Annotated in this window: 18 protein-coding genes; 13 read left to right on the plus strand and 5 right to left on the minus strand. The window is 72.0% G+C overall.

Annotated elements, in window-relative coordinates; all coding sequences use genetic code 11:
• Window positions 1-5: 5 nt before the first annotated feature.
• Both ACFPL3_RS34395 and ACFPL3_RS34400 read right to left on the minus strand, forming a co-directional pair.
• Window positions 6-1649 (minus strand): alkaline phosphatase family protein, encoded by a 1644-nt coding sequence (locus ACFPL3_RS34395; protein WP_343941022.1) that lies wholly within the window; start codon window positions 1647-1649, stop codon window positions 6-8.
• 129 nt (window positions 1650-1778) lie between these two features.
• Window positions 1779-2867 (minus strand): LacI family DNA-binding transcriptional regulator, encoded by a 1089-nt coding sequence (locus tag ACFPL3_RS34400; protein ID WP_343941021.1) that lies wholly within the window; start codon window positions 2865-2867, stop codon window positions 1779-1781.
• A 218-nt stretch (window positions 2868-3085) separates the two neighbouring features.
• Here ACFPL3_RS34400 and ACFPL3_RS34405 point away from each other — a divergent pair, with 218 nt between their 5' ends.
• The 12 genes from ACFPL3_RS34405 to ACFPL3_RS34460 all read left to right on the plus strand — a co-directional run bounded on the left by ACFPL3_RS34405 (window position 3086) and on the right by ACFPL3_RS34460 (window position 13250).
• The gene (locus ACFPL3_RS34405) at window positions 3086-4408 is read left to right on the plus strand and encodes an extracellular solute-binding protein (RefSeq protein ID WP_343941020.1); all 1323 of its coding nucleotides are present in this window, start codon (window positions 3086-3088) and stop codon (window positions 4406-4408) included.
• On the plus strand, window positions 4405-5298 hold the full coding sequence (locus ACFPL3_RS34410) for a carbohydrate ABC transporter permease (protein ID WP_343941019.1): 894 nt from the start codon (window positions 4405-4407) through the stop codon (window positions 5296-5298). Before ACFPL3_RS34405 ends, ACFPL3_RS34410 begins: the two co-directional genes overlap by 4 nt.
• A gap of 121 nt (window positions 5299-5419) precedes the next feature.
• Entirely contained in the window at window positions 5420-6217 is a 798-nt protein-coding gene (locus ACFPL3_RS34415) for a carbohydrate ABC transporter permease (RefSeq protein ID WP_343941090.1), read from the plus strand.
• Window positions 6218-6232: 15 nt separating this feature from the next.
• Window positions 6233-6925, plus strand: coding sequence for a ThuA domain-containing protein (locus tag ACFPL3_RS34420; protein ID WP_343941018.1), 693 nt, complete (start codon window positions 6233-6235; stop codon window positions 6923-6925).
• Window positions 6922-8016, plus strand: a complete 1095-nt coding sequence (locus ACFPL3_RS34425) for a Gfo/Idh/MocA family protein (protein WP_379590230.1) — start codon at window positions 6922-6924, stop codon at window positions 8014-8016. Before ACFPL3_RS34420 ends, ACFPL3_RS34425 begins: the two co-directional genes overlap by 4 nt.
• 143 nt (window positions 8017-8159) lie before the next feature.
• On the plus strand, window positions 8160-8804 hold the full coding sequence (locus ACFPL3_RS34430) for an ABC transporter permease (protein ID WP_343941015.1): 645 nt from the start codon (window positions 8160-8162) through the stop codon (window positions 8802-8804).
• Entirely contained in the window at window positions 8801-9979 is a 1179-nt protein-coding gene (locus tag ACFPL3_RS34435; protein WP_343941014.1) for an ABC transporter ATP-binding protein, read from the plus strand. The genes ACFPL3_RS34430 and ACFPL3_RS34435 overlap by 4 nt, the downstream gene beginning before the upstream one ends.
• Entirely contained in the window at window positions 9976-10737 is a 762-nt protein-coding gene (locus tag ACFPL3_RS34440) for an ABC transporter permease (protein WP_343941013.1), read from the plus strand. Before ACFPL3_RS34435 ends, ACFPL3_RS34440 begins: the two co-directional genes overlap by 4 nt.
• A gap of 12 nt (window positions 10738-10749) precedes the next feature.
• Window positions 10750-11724, plus strand: coding sequence for a glycine betaine ABC transporter substrate-binding protein (locus ACFPL3_RS34445; RefSeq protein ID WP_343941012.1), 975 nt, complete (start codon window positions 10750-10752; stop codon window positions 11722-11724).
• 322 nt (window positions 11725-12046) lie between these two features.
• Window positions 12047-12433 (plus strand): type VII toxin-antitoxin system MntA family adenylyltransferase antitoxin, encoded by a 387-nt coding sequence (gene mntA / locus ACFPL3_RS34450; RefSeq protein WP_343941011.1) that lies wholly within the window; start codon window positions 12047-12049, stop codon window positions 12431-12433.
• A complete protein-coding gene (hepT, locus tag ACFPL3_RS34455) occupies window positions 12376-12909 on the plus strand; it encodes a type VII toxin-antitoxin system HepT family RNase toxin (protein ID WP_343941010.1) in 534 nt (177 codons plus the stop codon). The genes mntA and hepT overlap by 58 nt, the downstream gene beginning before the upstream one ends.
• Entirely contained in the window at window positions 12906-13250 is a 345-nt protein-coding gene (locus ACFPL3_RS34460; protein ID WP_343941009.1) for a VOC family protein, read from the plus strand. Before hepT ends, ACFPL3_RS34460 begins: the two co-directional genes overlap by 4 nt.
• On the opposite strand, the gene ACFPL3_RS34465 is transcribed toward ACFPL3_RS34460, so the two are convergent.
• From ACFPL3_RS34465 to ACFPL3_RS34475, 3 genes are read right to left on the minus strand one after another with little or no spacing between them, the layout of a single operon-like run.
• A complete protein-coding gene (locus ACFPL3_RS34465; RefSeq protein WP_343941008.1) occupies window positions 13247-14146 on the minus strand; it encodes a ketopantoate reductase family protein in 900 nt (299 codons plus the stop codon). The genes ACFPL3_RS34460 and ACFPL3_RS34465 overlap by 4 nt on opposite strands.
• A gap of 56 nt (window positions 14147-14202) precedes the next feature.
• Window positions 14203-15465 carry an MFS transporter gene (locus ACFPL3_RS34470; RefSeq protein ID WP_343941007.1) on the minus strand — a complete coding sequence of 421 codons (1263 nt, stop codon included), beginning with the start codon at window positions 15463-15465 and terminating at the stop codon, window positions 14203-14205.
• The gene (locus ACFPL3_RS34475) at window positions 15462-16919 is read right to left on the minus strand and encodes an amidohydrolase family protein (RefSeq protein WP_343941006.1); all 1458 of its coding nucleotides are present in this window, start codon (window positions 16917-16919) and stop codon (window positions 15462-15464) included. The genes ACFPL3_RS34470 and ACFPL3_RS34475 overlap by 4 nt, the downstream gene beginning before the upstream one ends.
• 160 nt (window positions 16920-17079) lie before the next feature.
• Between ACFPL3_RS34475 and ACFPL3_RS34480 the strand changes: the two genes are divergently transcribed.
• Window positions 17080-17886: an IclR family transcriptional regulator domain-containing protein gene (locus ACFPL3_RS34480; protein WP_343941005.1), complete on the plus strand. Its 807-nt coding sequence runs from the start codon at window positions 17080-17082 to the stop codon at window positions 17884-17886.
• Window positions 17887-17939: the final 53 nt, after the last annotated feature.

Here is a 17939-nt window from a genome sequence, read left to right on the forward strand (position 1 = left end):
GCCGCTCAGGGCCCGTGCACGGTGTCGGAGAACGCCTGGAGGAGTTCCTGGCGGAACGCGTCCATCCGCCACACCGGGGCGTGCGGGCCGGGCCGCAGCCCGTCCTGCCAGCGCCACCCGGAGATCCGGTCGAGCACCGCGGGGTCCTTCGCGACGATCGAGATCGGGACCTCGCGGTTCTCGGTGGTGCCGGTGACCACGGGGGAGGGCTGGTGGTCACCCAGCAGCACCACCACGAGGTCGTCGTCGCCGTGGGTCTGCACGTAGGAGACGAGGCTGGTCAGCGAGTAGCGGATCGAGCGGGCGTAGTCCTCGCGCACCCGGGCCGGGTCGCGGGTGAGGATGGCCTCGGGCTGCTCGGTCTGCCCGTCGAGGAAGTCGTACACCGAGCCGTCGCCCACCTCGTCCCACGGCAGGAACGGCGGCAGCGGCGTCCACGGGGCGTGGCTGGTGACCAGCGGGATCTCCGCCATCAGCGGTCCTCGGTCGGTCCGCGCGCGCTCCAGCTCCTCGAACGCCTTGAGCGTGTACTGGTCGGGCATCGTCGCGAAGCTCATCCGCGGGCCCTGGTAGCCGAGCTGGGAGAAGTCGTAGATGCGGTCGTAGCCGTACCAGGCGCCCTCGGGCCAGTCGAGGAACACTCCCGGCATCACGCCGACGGTGCGCCAGCCCGCGCGGCCGAAGTCGGTGACGAGCGTCTGCCGGTCGGTGTGCTCCAGCGCGTCGTGGCGGTGCTGGCTGTCGATCCACAGCCCGGACAGGAAGGTGGCGTGCGCGAGCCAGCTGCCCGCCCCCGTGGTCGACGAGGTGAGGTACGCGCTGCGCGAGGCGAACCCGGTCTCCTCGAGCTGCTTCGTGCCGTCGTCGAGCAGGGCCCGCGTCGGCGGGCCGAGCTGCGGGTCGTCGAGCGCGACCCGCCCGTAGCTCTCGACGAACGCGAACACGACGTCCTTGCCCCGCAGCGCGGTGAGCAGCTGGTCGTCCGGGGTGGCCCGGAAGGGGTCGACGGGCACCTCGGTGGCGAACCGCCCCAGGTCGAGCACGTCGCGGCGGACGTCGAGCGCGCGGTACAGGGCGAGCGTCGCGGTGCTGTCGGAGGCGAGCTCGACGTCGGGCACGAAGCGGGCCCCGGCGCCCAGGCACGCCGTCCACACGGCCGTGCCCACCGCGATGGTGGCGATCGCCGCCCGCCGGTGCGGCACCACGACGCACCGGACGAGGCGCGCGACCGCCCACGAGGTGAGGGCGACGACGGCCACCGCGAGCAGGGCCGCCGCGACGCCCGCGGCGATCGCCCCGCCCTCACCCGCCGCCTGCCGCACGAAGATCGCGGCGTTGGCGAGGTTGCGCCAGTCCGACAGCAGGTCGAACGGCCGGTTCAACGTGGCGAAGAACCCCATGTCGAGGACCTTCAGCACGGTGACGGCGCCGAGCCCGGAGCCGATCAGCCCGGCCAGCGCGGGCCGGATCCGCGCGGGCACGGCGAGCACGAGCGTGGCCGCGAACAGCGCCTCGACCGGGACGCCGAGGAACGCGGCCGGCGTGATCAGGTCGACGTCGTTCGGCAGCAGCAGGGCGCCGAACACCACGACGCCGGCCAGTGCGGTGAGCGCACGGCCGGCGACGGGCCGTGGGGGAGTGCCGGTCACGAACCGACACACGGTGCACACCCGCACGGGGTTCACTACGGTGCGGGCGGGCCCGACCGATGTTCAGGAAAGCCACGTTGCTGTACTGCAGGGTCAGGAACGTGGCGTTCCTGAACTCCGGGGAGGGCCTCAGCGCGCGGGCGGCGCCGTGGTGCTGCGGACCACCAGCTCCGTGGCGAGCTCGACGTGGTGGGAATCGAGGGTTTCCCCCGCGGCCATCTGCAGCACGGTCTTGACCGCGACCCGGCCCATCTCGCGCAACGGCTGGCGGACGACGGTGAGCGGGGGAGAGGCCATGCGGGCCAGCTCGGTGTCGTCGAACCCGGTGACGGACAGCTCGGCGGGCACTCGCAGCCCCCGCATCCGGGCGGCCTCGACCACGCCGAGGGCGATGGTGTCGCTGCCGCCGACGACGGCGGTGGGCGGGTCGGTCAGGTCGAGCAGCAGCGCGCCGGCGCGCACGCCGGCGTCGTAGCGGAAGTGCTCGTTGTGCACGAGCACGGGGTCGGCGGGGATCCCGGCGTTCTCGAGCGCGGCGCGATAGCCGTGCAGGCGGGCCTGGTTGCAGCCGGAGCCGGGTGGGCCGCCGACGTAGCCGATCCGGCGGTGCCCGAGCGCGAGCAGGTGCTGGGTGACCGCGAGCCCGCCCGCGAAGTTCGTGGAGCCGACGCTGGTGACCTCGACCCGCGGCAGGCTCATCGGGTCCAGGACGACGAGGGGCACCTCGGTGAGCGCGAGGGCGTCGATGTGGGCACTGGTGAGCGCACCGGTCACGACGATCACCCCGGCCCGCCCGCTGCTGGCCAGGCGGCGGGCCCAGCCCTCGGGTGACCCGGCGGGCAGGCGGTCCTCGCCCAGCTGGCTGACCACCACCGCCGCACCGGCCTCCTCGCACGCGCGGACGACGCCCTCGATCACCTGCGTGGCGTAGGCGCCGAACTCGCCGTGCACGATGAGCTCGACGGTGGCGCCCGTCGTGGAGGAGCGCCGCGCGGTGGGGGAGACGTAGGCGTGGCGGCGCAGCAGGTCCTCGATGAGCGCGCGCGTGTCGGGCGCGACGTCCTCGCGGCCGTTGAGGACCTTGGAGACGGTGGCGACCGAGACGCCCGCCGACGCGGCGATCGTCGCGAGCGTGGTGCGTCCGGCCTGCCGGCCGCCGGCAGACCGCTGCGATGCGGTCAGGAGGGCCTCCTTCGGCCGGGGGTGGTGTCGGCGCACCGTATCCCGCGGGAGCCCCGTCGCGGAAGCCTGTATGTCGAAACCTTTCGGTCTCTATCGCCCGTATAACGACGCTTGACTGCCAGATCGTGCACTCATATGGTGCGTTCGCACGTTCCAGTTTCGAAAACTTTCGGAGCTGTCCCGAAGGGGGCGGCTCTTCCCCTGTCCCGGCTCGAAAGGCCGCACTGCAGCGGCCCGGCGCAACGGAGATCGACGTGGATCAGAACCGGTTCTCCCGACGGTCGTTCCTGGCAATGGCAGCGGCCGCCCCCCTGGCGGCGAGCGCGCTCGCCGCCTGTGGAACGACCGGCCCAGGCCAGGCCCGCAGTGGCGAGGCCAGCATCTGGTACCTCACGGGCCAGCCCCAGGAAGGTCTTCGCAAGGCGTCGGTCGACGCCTTCAACGCCGCCCACCCCGATGGGCAGCTCGCGGCCACCTTCTTCGAGAACGACGCGTACAAGACCCGCATCCGCACGGCGGTCGGCGCGAACCAGGCGCCCACGGCCATCTGGACCTGGGGCGGCGGTGGCCTGCGCGACTACGTGAACAACGGCCAGGTCGACGACCTCACCGACTGGTTCGCGCAGAACCCGGAGGTCCGGGACCGCCGCTTCGACACCTCGTTCCCCGCCGCCACCATCGACGGGCGGATCTACGCGGTGCCGTGCGAGCAGGTCTCGCCGATCGTCATGTTCTACAACAAGCAGCTGTTCGAGCAGGTCGGCGCGCAGCCGCCCACCACGTGGGGCGAGCTGATGGCGCTCGTGCCGGTGTTCAACAACGCGGGCATCGCGCCGTTCTCGCTGGCCGGGCAGTCGCGCTGGACCAACATGATGTGGCTGGAGTTCCTGTTCGACCGGCAGGGCGGCGGCGAGGTCTTCGACGCCATCGCCGCGGGCGAGCCGAACGCCTGGTCGCACCCGGCCGCGATCGCGGGCCTCACGAAGTGCCAGGACCTGGTCCGCGCCAACGGGTTCGTCAACGGCTTCCAGTCGATCGCCGCCGACGCCAACGCCGACCAGGCGCTGCTGCACCAGGGCCGCGCGGCCATGATGCTGCACGGCGCCTGGACCTACGGCTCCATGAAGGAGGAGGGCGGCGACTTCGTGCCGAGCGGCAACCTCGGCTGGATCCCGTTCCCCGCCCTCGAGGACGGCACCGGTGACCCGAGCACCGGCGTGGGCAACCCGGCCTCGTTCCTCGCCCTGTCCTCCCAGGCGAGCGAGGAGCAGAAGGCGATCGCACTGGAGTACTTCAAGAGCGGTCTGCTCTCCGACGCGGACGTCGACGGCTGGGTCGCGAGCGGCGCCGTGCCGATCGTCAAGGGCGTCGACAGCAAGTTCTCCGGCCCGGACGCGCCGTTCCAGCAGTTCGTCTACGACACCGCCACCCAGGCCGCTTCGTGGGTGCACTCCTGGGACCAGGCGCTGCTGCCCGGTCCGGCCGAGCAGCTGCTCAACAACATCGAGCAGCTGTTCTCGCTGTCGATCACCCCGGAGCAGTTCGCCTCCAACATGAACGCGGTGCCCAGCTCGTGACCAGCCCTTCGGTCGGAGCCCGGCAGCAGGGGTCGCTCACGTGGCTCGTGCTGCCGGCGCTGGCGCTCTTCACGGCGTTCGGCGTGATCCCGCTGATCGGCGTGCTCGCGCTGAGCTTCACCAGCTGGAACGGCATCGGCGAGATCACGCCCACGGGGTTCGACAACTGGGTGTCGGTGCTCTCCGACCCCGGGCTGCTGCACTCGCTCTGGGTCACGTTCCTGATCATGGCGCTGTCCTGGGCGGTGCAGACGCCGCTGAGCATCCTCGTCGGGGTGTTCATCGCCGGCCAGCAGCGCTACCGCGCGGTGCTCGCGGTGCTGTACTTCACCCCGCTGCTGCTGAGCTCGGCGGCCATCGCGATCACGTACAAGGCGCTGCTGGACCCCAACTTCGGCCTCGGCGCCTCGCTGGGGATCCCGTTGCTGGTGCAGAACTGGCTCGGTGACCCGGTGCTCGCGGTCGGCACGGTGGTCTTCGTGGTGTCCTGGCAGTTCATCCCGTTCCACTCGCTGATCTACCAGGGCGCGGTGCGCCAGATCCCGGCGTCGCTGTACGAGGCGGCCCGGATCGACGGCGCCGGCCGGGTGCGGCAGTTCTTCTCGATCACCATGCCGCAGCTGAAGTACACGTTGATCACCTCGTCGACCCTGATGGTCGCGGGTTCGATGGCGTTCTTCGACCTGATCTTCGTGCTCACCGTGGGCGGCCCGAGCGACGCCACCCGCGTGCTGGCGCTCGACATGTACCTGCGCGGGTTCCGCGGCAACGCGATGGGCCCGGCGAGCGTGATCGCGCTGATCATCGTCGTCGTCGCGGTGCTGCTGGCGATGGGCATCCAGCGCCTCGGCGGCAAGGACGCGCGCGAGAGCCAGCTGGAAGGAGCCTGAGGTGGCCACACCGACCAGCACCACCGCCACCGGTACCCCGGCCGCGGTGCCCGCGCCTGCCCCCGGGCGGGCGCAGGGCCCGCGGCGCAGGCGGCCCGCGGGCGCGGACCGGCCCAACTACCTGGGCGGATTCGCGAGCTTCGTGTGGCTCGGGATCATCATCATCCCGGTCTACTGGGTGGTGATCACCAGCTTCAAGCCGCAGTCGGCCTACTACACGAGCAACCCGATGCTGCCGTCCGAGCCGACCCTGGAGAACTACCAGGCGGTGCTCGAGGCCGACTTCCTGCGGTACTTCCTGAACTCGGTGATCGTCACCGTGGGCGCCACGGTGCCCGCGGTCCTGCTGTCGTTCATGGCGGCGTTCGCGATCGTCCGCGGCGGGCGGGGCCGGTTCCTGCGGATGAGCAACACCGTCTTCCTGATGGGGCTGGCCTGCCCGACGCAGGCCGTGATCATCCCGGTCTACCTGATCATCATCCGGCTCAGCCTCTACGACAGCCACCTCGCGCTGATCCTGCCCTCGATCGCGTTCGCGATCCCGCTGTCGGTGCTGATCCTCGCCAACTTCATCCGCGACGTGCCGAACGAGCTGTTCGAGTCGATGCGGATGGACGGGTCGAGCGAGTGGGGCACGATGTGGCGGCTGGCGTTCCCGCTCACCCAGCCCGCGCTCATCACCGTGTCGATCTACCAGGGCCTGCAGGTGTGGAACGCGTTCCTGCTGCCGCTGGTGCTCACCCAGAGCCCCGAGATGCGGGTGCTCCCCCTGGCGCTGTGGGCCTTCCAGGGCGAGTACGGGATCAACGTGCCCGCGGTGCTCGCGTCCGTGGTGCTCGCGACGCTGCCGATCCTCGCCCTCTACGTGGTGGGGCGGCGGCACCTGTTGGCCGGCATGACCGCCGGCTTCTCGAAGTGAAGTGAAAGGACACCCGTGACCGAACGGCAGGCACTGGTGGTGCGCGGCGGCTGGGAAGGACACCAGCCGGTCGAGTCCACCGACCACTTCGTCCCGCACCTGCAGGCGAACGGGTTCGCCGTCCGCGTCGAGGACTCGCCGAAGGTCTACGCCGAGACGAGCTACATGGACGGCGTCGACCTGATCGTGCAGTGCGTCACGATGAGCACGATCGAGAAGGACGAGCTGGCCGGGCTCACGCGCGCCGTCGCGAACGGCACCGGCCTGGCGGGCTGGCACGGCGGGATCGCCGACTCCTACCGCAACTCGAGCGACTACCTGCAGCTCGTGGGCGGGCAGTTCGCCTGCCACCCGCCGAAGGCGCCCGGGGAGCGCACCGGGGAGCAGTCGGACTACTTCATCCCCTACCGGGTGGAGATCACCGACCACGACCACCCCGTCACGGCGGGCATTGCCGACTTCGACCTGGTCACCGAGCAGTACTGGGTGCTGTCGGACGAGTACAACACCGTGCTGGCCACCACCACGCTCGCCAAGAACGAGTGGGAGCCGTGGCACCGGCCGATCACCTCGCCCGCGATCTGGACGCGGGACTGGGGGCAGGGCCGGGTGTTCGTCTGCACGCCGGGCCACGACATGGACGTGATCCGCGACGCGAACGTGAACACGATCATCGAGCGGGGGATCCTGTGGGCGGCCCGCTCATGAGGGTCGGGATCGTCGGCGCCGGGAACATCTCCGGCCAGTACTCCGCCAGCCTTTCGCGGCTGCCGCAGCTGCAGGTGACGGCCGTCTGCGACCTGCAGGCCGACCGCGCCGCCGAGCTCGCCGCGCGGCACGAGGGCGCCACGGTCCGCACGTTCGAGGAGCTGCTCGCCGCCGACGACGTCGACGCGGTGCTCGTGCTGACGCTGCCCGCCACCCACGCCGAGGTGGCGCTGGCCGCGCTGGCCGCGGGCAAGCACGTCTACGTGGAGAAGCCGCTCGCCGCCTCGGTGGCGGAGGGCCGCGAGGTCGTCAAGGCGGCGGCCGCCGCCGGGCTGCGGCTGGGCTGCGCGCCCGACACCGTGCTCGGCACGGGCGTGCAGACCGCGCGCGCCGCCGTCGACGCCGGGCGCATCGGCACCCCGCACGCCGCCACCGCGTTCATGACCACCCCGGGCCACGAGCGCTGGCACCCCAACCCCGAGTTCTACTACCAGCCCGGCGGCGGCCCGCTGCTGGACATGGGCCCCTACTACCTGACGTCGCTGGTGCACCTGCTCGGCCCGGTCACGCGCGTGGTCGGCGCGTCCGGGCGGCCCTCGGCCACCCGCACCATCGGCGGGGGCACGCGCGCGGGCACCTCGTTCGACGTCACCGTCGACTCCACGGTCACCGGGATCCTCGAGCACGCGTCCGGCGCGCTGTCCACGCTCATCATGAGCTTCGACATCTGGGCCGCCCGCCTGCCCCGGATCGAGGTGCACGGCACCGCCGGCTCGCTGTCGGTGCCCGACCCGAACCACTTCGCGGGCCCCGTCGAGCTGTTCTCGGCCGCCGCGGTGGACGACGGCTGGGTGGACCTGGGCGCCACCGCGGGCTACGTCGACTCCGGCCGCGGCTACGGCCTGGCCGACCTCGCGCTCGCCGTGGCCGAGGACCGCCCGCACCGCGCGGGCGACGAGCTCGGCCTGCACGTCCTCGAGATCATGGAGGCGGTGCAGCAGGCCGCGGACACCCGCGCGTTCGTGGAGCTCACCACCACCTGCGAGCGACCCGCTCCGGTGGAGGGCGCGGTGGATCTCGCCCGGGGCTGAGGGCCGGCGGGCGCAGGTCTCGACCGTGCCGCCGCTCGGGGGGTCGCCTTGTGCCCCGGGCACCTCCGTGTCAGAGTCGCCCGACGATCCGATCAGGAGGTGGTCGTGCAGGGTTCGCGCCGAGCCGCTTCCCGGGGCGTGACGTGAACTTCCTCGACTACCTCGCCAGCCGCTGGGACAACCTCCTCGAGCTGGGCATCGAGCACGCGGTCGTCACGATCGTGGCGGTGCTGATCGCCACGGTCGTCGGCGTGGCGCTCGGGATGGTCACCTACAACCGCCCGCGGTCGCGGCAGCTCGCGATCGCCACGACCTCGGTGTTCCTCACGATCCCGTCGCTGGCGCTCTTCGGCCTCTTCATCAACGTGTTCGGCATCGGGACGACCTCGGTGGTCGTCGCGTTGGTGATGTACTCGCTGCTGCCGATCGTCGCCAACACGGTGGTGGGGCTGCGTGAGGTGGACCCGGCGATCGTCGAGTCCGCCCTCGGCATGGGCATGAGCCGCGGTGAGGTCCTCCTGCGCATCGAGCTGCCGCTCGCCTGGCCGGTGATCCTCACCGGGATGCGGGTGTCCACCCTCATCACGCTCGGCATCACCGCGATCGGCGCCTACATCCAGGGCCCCGGCCTCGGCAACGACATCTTCGCCGGGGTGTCGCGCCTGTCCAGCCCCAACGCGCTCAACCTCGTGCTCGGTGGCACGCTCGGTGTGGTCGTCCTCGCGGTGCTGTTCGACCTGTTCTACCTGCTGTTGAACCGCCTGACCACGTCGAGGGGGATCCGATGACCCGGACCAAGATCCGCCTCGAGCACCTCACCAAGCGCTTCCCCGGCCAGCGCGACCCCGCGGTCGACGACCTCACGCTGGAGATCCCCGAGGGCGAGATCGTCATCCTCGTGGGCCCGTCGGGATGCGGCAAGACCACCACGATGAAGCTGATCAACCGGCTGATCGAGCCGACGTCGGGCCGGATCTTCCTCGACGACGAGGACGTCACCCAGGTCGACCCGGATCAGCTGCGCCGGCGCATCGGCTACGTCATCCAGCAGATCGGGCTCTTCCCGCACCGGACGATCGCGGAGAACATCGCGACGGTCCCGCGCCTGCTGAAGTGGGACAAGGCGCGGATCGCGAAGCGCGTGGACGAGCTCATCGAACTCGTCGGGATGGACCCGGTCACCTACCGCGACCGGTACCCCAAGCAGCTGTCCGGCGGCCAGCGCCAGCGCATCGGCGTGGCGCGGGCGATGAGCGCCGACCCCGACGTCATGCTCATGGACGAGCCGTTCGGCGCGATCGACCCCATCACCCGCGACCGGCTGCAGAACGAGTTCCTCCGCATCCAGGCCGAGCTGAAGAAGACGATCGTCTTCGTCACCCACGACATCGACGAGGCGATCAAGATGGGTGACCGGATCGCCGTGCTGCGGGAGGGGTCGCACGTCGCCCAGTACGACACCCCGGAGCGGATCCTCGTGGACCCGGCCGACGACTTCGTCGCCGACTTCATCGGCCGCGGCGCGTCGCTCAAGCGGCTGTCGCTGTCGCGGGTGCGCGACATCCAGCTGGGGGAGTGGCCGACCACCACGGAGGACGCCGATCCGGCCGATGTCCGCCGCGCGCTCTCGGCGGGCCACAAGGACAGCCTGCTCGTGCTCGACGATGCGCGGCGGCCGCGCACCTGGGTGAAGACCGACCACCTGGCCGGCGGCGGGGGGAGCGGGCTCGCCGGCGTCGGGCTGCCCGTCGCCGTGGTCACCCCGGACGACACGCTCTCCGACACGCTGAACGAGATGGTCACCGCCCACTGCAGCACGGCCGTCGTCGTCGACGACTCCGGTGCGTACGCGGGCGTCGTGGACATCGACACGATCAACGAGGCGGCCCGCGGGATGCGGACGCGGAACGGCAACGCCGCGCACGATCGGCTCGAGGCGGAACCGGTGGATCCGGCGCCATGACCGTCGCGATCGCCGAGGAGGTCGAGGCACCACGCCGACGGTCGCTCGCCGGGTACCTCGTCACGCCCGCCGTGCTCGCGGTGGCGCTGGTCGCGCTCGGCCTGTACGTGAGCGCGCAGAGCCTCGACAGCATCGAGGAGCGCCGCCTCACCCTCGACTTCATCGTCCCCGCCACGGTGGAGCACATCGTGCTCACGGTCGTGTCCACCGCGGTCGTCCTGGTGGTCGCCGTCCCGGTCGGGATCCTGCTGACGCGCCCGTTCGCCCGCGGCCTGGTGGCCCCGGCCGTCGCCGTGTTCAACATCGGGCAGGCCGTGCCGTCGATCGGGCTGCTGGTCCTGCTGGCCATCGTGTGGGGCATCGGGTTCTGGCCCGCCGTCGTCGCGCTCGCGGCCTACTCGGCGCTGCCGGTGCTGCGCAACACCGTGGTCGGGCTGCAGCAGGTGGACCCCGCGGTGATCGAGTCGGGGCGCGGGATGGGGATGAGCCGCCGGGGCGTCCTCACCGGCATCGAGCTGCCGCTCGCCGTCCCGGTCATCCTCACCGGGCTGCGCACGGCCCTCGTCATCAACGTCGGCACCGCCGCGCTCGCCGCGCTGACGAACGCGGGCGGGCTCGGCACGATCATCATCACCGGCCTGGTGCAGAACCGGCCGATCGTGACGGTCGTCGGCAGCGTGCTCACCGCGGTGCTCGCCCTGTTCATCGACTACGTCGGTCGCGTCGCCGAGGACGTGCTCCGGCCACGAGGACTCTAGGAAGGAGCGGCCATGCGCATCCGACTGATGGCGGTGCTCGCTGCCGCGGCACTGGCGGTCACGGCCTGCGGAGGTGGTGGCGGCGGGGGTGACGCCGGCACGGGTGGCGGAGGCGGCGAGGGCTCGCTGTCGGCCATCGACCTGTCCGGCGCGACGTTCCAGGTCGGCTCGAAGGAGTTCACCGAGCAGATCGTGCTCGGTCAGATCGCCGTGCAGGCGCTGGAGGCCACCGGCGCCGACGTCGGCAACCTGATCACGATCACCGGCAGCACCAACGTGCGCACCGCGCTCACCGCCGGCGAGCTGGACATGTACTGGGAGTACACCGGCACCGGGTGGACCACGCACCTGCGCCACGAGCCGCAGTCGGCGCCCAAGGGCGACCAGGAGCTCTACGACGCCGTGTCTGCCGAGGACAAGGGCAACGGGATCGCGTGGCTCGCTCCCGCGCCGGTGGACAACACCTACGCCATCGCCACCGCACAGGGGCGGGACGCCGAGCTGGGCGTGCGCACCCTGAGCGAGTACGCCGCGCTGGTCAACCGCGACCCGGCGCAGGCCCGGATGTGCGCCGCGGCCGAGTTCCTCACCCGCGACGACGGCTGGCCCGGCCTCGAGAAGGCCTACGGGTTCGACCTGCCCGACGACGGGATCGCGGAGCTGGAGCTGTCACTGGTCCCCGCGGAGATCGCGAGCGGGCAGAACTGCAACTTCGGTGAGGTCACCGCCACCGACGGCGCCGTCGCGGCCAACAACCTCGTGCTCCTCGAGGACGACCAGCAGTTCTTCGTGCCCTACAACGCCGCGATGACCGTGCGGCAGGAGGTGCTCGACCAGCACCCGCAGCTCGCCGAGGTGTTCAACCCGATCGCCGCGAAGCTCACCACTGAACTCCTGCGCGGGCTCAACGAGCGCGTGGACGTCGGTGGCGAGCTGCCCGAGGAGGTCGCCGAGAGTTTCCTGCGGGACAACGGCTTCATCGGGTGAGGCACCGCGGGCAGGCCGGGGCCTGCCCCGCCGTGCGCGCGGCGCCACCAGGAGGCGGTCTCCTCGAGATCGACTTGTCGACGCCGGTGTGGCGCGCTGATCAAGGGCCGATGGTCGTCGAACAGCGCGATCGAGGAGAAGTGGTCGTCGTTCAAGATCGAATGACCGCCGTTTCCCCTTGATCGGCGAACTGGCGCGTTCCCCGACGGAGTGCGTCGGGTTCTGCGCCGAAGCATCGATCATGCCTGCTCAGCGAGCGACCCGCCCCGGCGGACGGCGCGGTGGACCTCGCGGCGCGCTGACTGCGGCTACGCTCTCGGGCGTGACGCCGGAGCAGAAGATCGTCGCGCAGCTGCACGGGCATCCGGCGATGACAGGTGTCCAGGTGCTGGTACTGCACGGATCGCGGGCGCGAGGTGAGGAAGGGCCGGCGTCGGACTGGGACTTCGGCGTGCTCACCGACGGAACGGCCGACCTCGCCGGGTTGTCGGCGGCCCTCACGGACGCCCTGGTCACCGACGCCGTCGACGTCGTCGATCTGCGGAGGGCGAGTGCTCTCCTGCGGTACCGCGCCGCGCGCGACGGCGTGGTGCTGGTGGAGCGGCGCGAGGGCGCGTTCCGCGAGTTCCAGCTCGAAGCCGTGCAGTTCTGGTGCGACGCGGGCCCGATCATCCGCGCCGCCCAGGACGACGTTCTCGCGGCGCTGTGATGGCGGATCGCATCGATCGCGAACTCCTGGCCGAGCGAACGGCTGCCGTGCTGCGCCACCTCAACCGGGTTGCCGCGCACCTCCCGCCGAACCCGGACGATCTGCAACCCTTGAGCTCCGCCACCGACACGGTCGTCCTGCACCTGTGGCAGGCCGTGCAGGTCGTGATCGATCTCGCTGTCTCGACCTGCGTGCGGCTCGGTCTCGGCAGCCCGCCCACGTACGGCGCCGCGTTCCGCACGTTGGCCGAAGCCGACGTCATCCCCGATCCGCTCGCCGAGCGGCTGGGGCGGGCCGCGGGATTCCGCAACCTCGTCGTGCACGGCTACGGACGGCTCGACCTCCGGCGCGTCCACGCGATCGCCACGGCCGGGCCTGCTGATCTCAAGGCCTTCCTGGCGGCCCTCCGTGATCACGCTGCCGACGGCCGGGGCGGCGGGGACGCCGGCGGCGCGGGGCCTAGCGTGACCCCATGACCATCGACCTGTTCGCGGGTATCCCCGTGCGGGACTACGCCGCGGCCACCGCCTGGTACGAGCGACTGCTCGGCGCTCCGCCGTCGTTCGAGCCCAACGACGTCGAGGCGGTGTGGGAGCTGGCCGAGCACCGCTACGTGTTCGTCGAGGTGCGACCCGAGCACGCGGGTCACGCCAGCCACACGGTGTTCGTGGAGGACTTCGACGACCGGGTCGCCGCGATCTCCGGGCGCGGCCTGCAGGCGGCCCAGCGCGAGGTCTACGACAACGGGGTGCGCAAGGCGATCTTCCACGACCCCGACGGCAACGAGTTCGCGTTCGGCGGCGCGCCCGCGGCCTAGCTCCCCGCCGCCTCGGCGATCTCCGCGACGACCTTGCGGGTGACCGGGGCGGCGTCCGGCAGCGCGCGCAGGATCGGGCCGGCGATGGCGTCGAGCTCGAGGGTGGCGCCGGCGACGGCGTCCTTGAGCATCGACGAGCGCATGCCCTCGGGCAGGCCGGCGATCCGCTTGGCGACGGCGGCCGGGTCGATCTCGGCCCCGGCGGTGGCGGCGGCCGCCGCGGTCTCGGCGACGAGCCCCTCGAGCAGGTCGGGGTGGGCGTCGCGCGCCGGGCCGATGGGCTGCCGGGCGTGCGTGGTGATCAGGGCGAGCGGGGCGAGGAAGGAGAGCTTGCGCCACAGGAGCACGGCCTCGTCCGGCGCGGAGGCGTCGACGTCGAGACCGGCCGAGCGCAGCACGTCCTCCGGGTCGACGCGGGCGCGTTCGCGTTCCGCGGCGATCCCGTACTCGGCGAACGGCGACAGGTGCTCGATCACGCCCGGCGCCACCCGGGTGGCCTCGACCGACACCGTCATCGGCACGACCGCGGCCTGCGGGCGGGCCGCCCGCAGCAGCGCCACGTGGTCGGTGCCGTTGAGGAGGGGCGCGACGGCCGCGTCGGTGAGCAGCGCGGCGGGCGCGCGGTCGAGGGCGGTGAGCAGGTCCGGTGCCTTGACCGCGACGAACAGGACGTCGACCGGCGCGGTGAGGTAGGGCCGCGCGGACACGCGCACCTGCCGCTCGCCGTACCGGCCGCTGCGCAGCGACAGCCCGGCGACGTTGATCGCTGTGCTGGTGCGCTCCGAGCCGAGCACGGTGACCTCGTGGCCCGCCTCGGCGAGCAGGACGGCGAGCATCCCGCCGACCGCACCCGCCCCGAGCACCCCGATCCGCGCCCCGACCTGTTGCCCTGCCACGTCCGCTCCCTCCGCCGTTGTCCCGCCATCGTGTCAGGCCGGGACCGCGGCGGTGGTCAGGCCCGGCGCAGCGCGGGTGGCAGGAGCATCTGCTTCGGGTCGACGATCGCGAGCGCGGCGAGCCCGAGCAGCGGGAGCAGGGCGAGCTGCACGATCCCGGCCCCCTGCCAGCCGATGCCGGCCACGAGCCGGGCGAAGATCAGCCCCGAGACGGCGGCGGCGACGTAGTAGGTGAGGATGAACAGGCCCGCCCCGCGCCCGACGTGCTCGGGCCGCACCGACCGCTGCAGCACCGTGGTGCAGTTGGTGAACAGCACGCCGCTGGCGAAGGTGCCCATCAGGAACGCCAGCAGGTACTGGGCCACGGCACCGGTGGCCACGGTGTAGGCGAGCAGGGCGGACAACGCGGTGCCGACGAACCCGACAGCCATGAGGATCCGCTGGTCCATGCGGTCGGCGAGCCAGCCCACCGGGAGCGCCATCATCGCGCCGAACCCGACCAGCGACGCGGCGAGCGCGGCCTGCCCGGGGTCGAGGGCGAGCTGCTCGCGCAGGAACGTGGGGTAGAGGCCGAGGAAGCCGTAGAACACCAGGCCCGACACCGCCGAGGTGATCGCGAACGCCAGCGTGTTGCGGTTGTAGGGGCTCGCCGGGATGTGGTCGTAGCTCGCGTCGTCGATGGATGTGGCGCGGCCGGCCACGGCCTCGCTCATCGCGCGCGGCACGGTGAGCAGCAGGATCAGGGCCACGACGAGGCCGGCCACGCCGAAGACGTAGAACGGGGTGCGCCACGTCTCGGTGGCCCCGGCCAGTGCCTGCCCGATCAGGGGGCCGAGGAACACGCCGAGGCCGAACGCCACGCCGATGAACCCGGCCGCGAAGGCGCGCCGGTGGAAGTAGTAGGCGCCGACGATCGCGTAGATCGCGGTGGCCTGCACGCCCTCGCCCACCCCGGAGATCAGGCGGTAGACCGCCATGTCCAGGAAACCCGCGGCGAGCGGGATGGCCAGCGTGCCGGCCGAGTAGACGACCACGCTCGCGATCACGATCGTCTTGCGGGACATCCGGTCGAGCAGGTACCCGGCGGGCACGCCGGTGAGCGCGAGGCCCAGCGTGAACCCGGTGGCGAGCAGGCCGGACTGGTCGAGCGAGAAGCCGAACTCCTCGCGGATCTCGGGCACCAGCGGGTAGAACACCTGCCGGTCCATCGCGTTCAGCCCGTAGGACAGGCAGAGGACCGCGAAACCGAGCGCGATCGCCACGGGCCCCACCGGGGCCGCCGTCTTCCGGGTCGTCGGCTGTGACGCTCCCGTGGTCATCGGATCTCCTGACGGCGCTCGTGGGTGCTGGCGCTGCGGTAGTCGGTGTAGGTGTAGGGGTTGTCGAGGATCTTGGTCTCGGGGACGTCCGGGTTCATGCCCTTCTCCCAGGCCTCCTCGCCGAGCTGGGCGCGCAGGTGCTCCACCGTGCGCTCCACCTCGCGGCGCGCGGCCGCCAGGTCGATGCCGACGAGCCGGTGCTCGGACTTCACGACGCGCCCGTTCACCAGCACGGTGTGGACGTCACCGCGCTGGGCCTGGAACGCGACGTGGCCGTGCGGGTGCAGCAGCGGGAACATCACCGGGGAGTGCTCGTTCTTGATCAGGACGAGGTCGGCCAGCTTGCCGGGCTCGACGCTGCCCAGCCGGTCCTCGCGCCCGAGCGCGCGGGCACCGCCGCGGGTGGCCCACTCCACCACCTGCGCGGCACGCAGCGACGAGTGCGTGACCGTGTCGCCCTTCGCGTGGGCCTCCAGGTGCTCGCGCGAGCGGTCGGCGCCCAGCGTGGTGCGCATGGCCGAGAACAGGTCGGCGCTCCACCACACCGAGGTGTCCATCGACAGCGACACCGGGATGCGGTGCGCCCGCAGCGCCCAGGTGGGCGGGTAGCCCTGGCCCGCGCTCTGCTCGCTCTCGGTGGACACCGACACGGAGCCGCCGGTGGCGGCGATGCGGTGGTAGGAGTCGGGGGACAGCGAGGCGGCGTGCACGTAGACCGTCTCGGGGGTCATGAACCCGTGCTCGTGCATGAGCCGGATGCCGTCGTCGCCGGTGGCGCCCCACACGCCGGCGTGGGTGGTGACCGGCACGCCCAGCTCGCGGGCCACCTCGAACGCGGGCTTCTCGGGGAACGCCGGGTCCCCGGTCACGTCGAACGCGAGCTGGAATCCCAGCAGGTCGTCGCCGCGCCCATCGGGGAAGCGGCGGGCCACGAAGTCGCGGAACCCGGGTGAGGCCGTCCAGTTCGCGGGCGCGTCCTGGATGTTGCCGTAGGCGAGCACGTACCGCCCGGGCACGGAGGTCAGCGCGTCGACCGCGGCGTCGGCGTGCTCGGGGGTCTGCAGGCCGTGCGACCAGTCCACGGTGGTGGTGACGCCCGCGTCGATCGCCTCGATGGCCGAGAGCAGGTTGCCCGCGTGCACGTCCTCGGGGCGGAAGACCTTGCCCCATTCCAGGTAGTTCCACACGAAGTACTGCGTGAGCGTCCAGTCGGCGCCGTAGCCGCGCATGGCCGTCTGCCACATGTGGCGGTGGGTGTCGATCATCCCGGGCATCACGATGCCGCCGGTGGCGTCGATCTCCCGGGTGCCCTCCGGCACGTCGAGGTCGGGGCCGACGGCGGCGATCGTCTCCCCGACCACGAGCACGTCGTGCCCCGGCAGCACCGTGTGGTCGGCGTCGACGGTGAGGACCGTGCCGCCCCGCAGGACGACCGGTGTGGACTCGTGCGTCACAGGTGCTCCTTCGCAGCGGGCGGGCGGACGGACGTCCGCGTGCCGGTCGCCCTTGGACGCGCAGCTTCGTGCAGCGCGGTGCGGGTGTCAATCCGCTCTCCGGCCGATCCGCACCCGGTCGAGGGTGTCCGCCTCGCGGACAGTGCCCTACCCTCGTGCGATGCCACGCGCAGGAACCGGTCCGGACTTCATCGAGGCGCTGGCCCGCGGGCTCGACGTCATCACGGCTTTCCGGCCCGGCCGGCCGGTCATGACCCTCGCCGAGGTCGCGACCGCCACCGGGCTCGCGCGCCCGACCGCGCGCCGCATCCTGCTCACGCTCGAGGAGCTCGGCTACGTCCGCACCGCGGAGCGCGGCTACACGCTCACCCCCCGGGTGCTCGACCTGGGCGTGTCGTACGTGCGGTCGACGGGGCTGTGGGAGGTGGCCCGCCCGCACCTGGAGCAGCTCGTGGCCCGCACCGGCGAGTCGTGCTCCATCGCCCAGCTCGACGGGTCCGACATCGTCTACGTCGCCCGCGTGGCCGTGCCGAAGATCGTGGCCCTGGCCGTGCAGATCGGCACCCGGTTCCCGGCGCTGCCGACGTCGCTCGGGAAGGTGCAGCTGGCCGCCCTGGACCCGGACGAGCTGGAGCGGGTGCTGGCCGAGCCCACCCGCTCCGGGCTCGTGCCGCGCTGGCAGCCCGACCGCGCCGAGCGCGACGCCGTGCTGCGCGAGGTGCGGGCGCGCGGCTGGGCGCTCACCGACGAGCAGCTCGCCCTGGGGATCCGGTCGATCGCCGCGCCGCTGCGCGACGGGTCGGGCAAGGTGATCGCGGGCGTCAACGTCAACTGCCACGCCGCGGAGACGCCGGTCGAGCGGCTCCTGGAGCACCACCTGCCCCTGCTGCTGCAGACCGCGGGGGAGATCAGCGCCGATTTCGCGCGCCTCGACGCGGTGCCGCACGTGACGGTCAGTGCCTCCTGAGCCTTGACGCGCCTTCCGGCGCGGGGAAGGATCCGCCGCAGCGGACGGATGTC

This window comes from Pseudonocardia zijingensis, assembly GCF_042657305.1.
Taxonomy (GTDB): domain Bacteria; phylum Actinomycetota; class Actinomycetes; order Mycobacteriales; family Pseudonocardiaceae; genus Pseudonocardia; species Pseudonocardia zijingensis.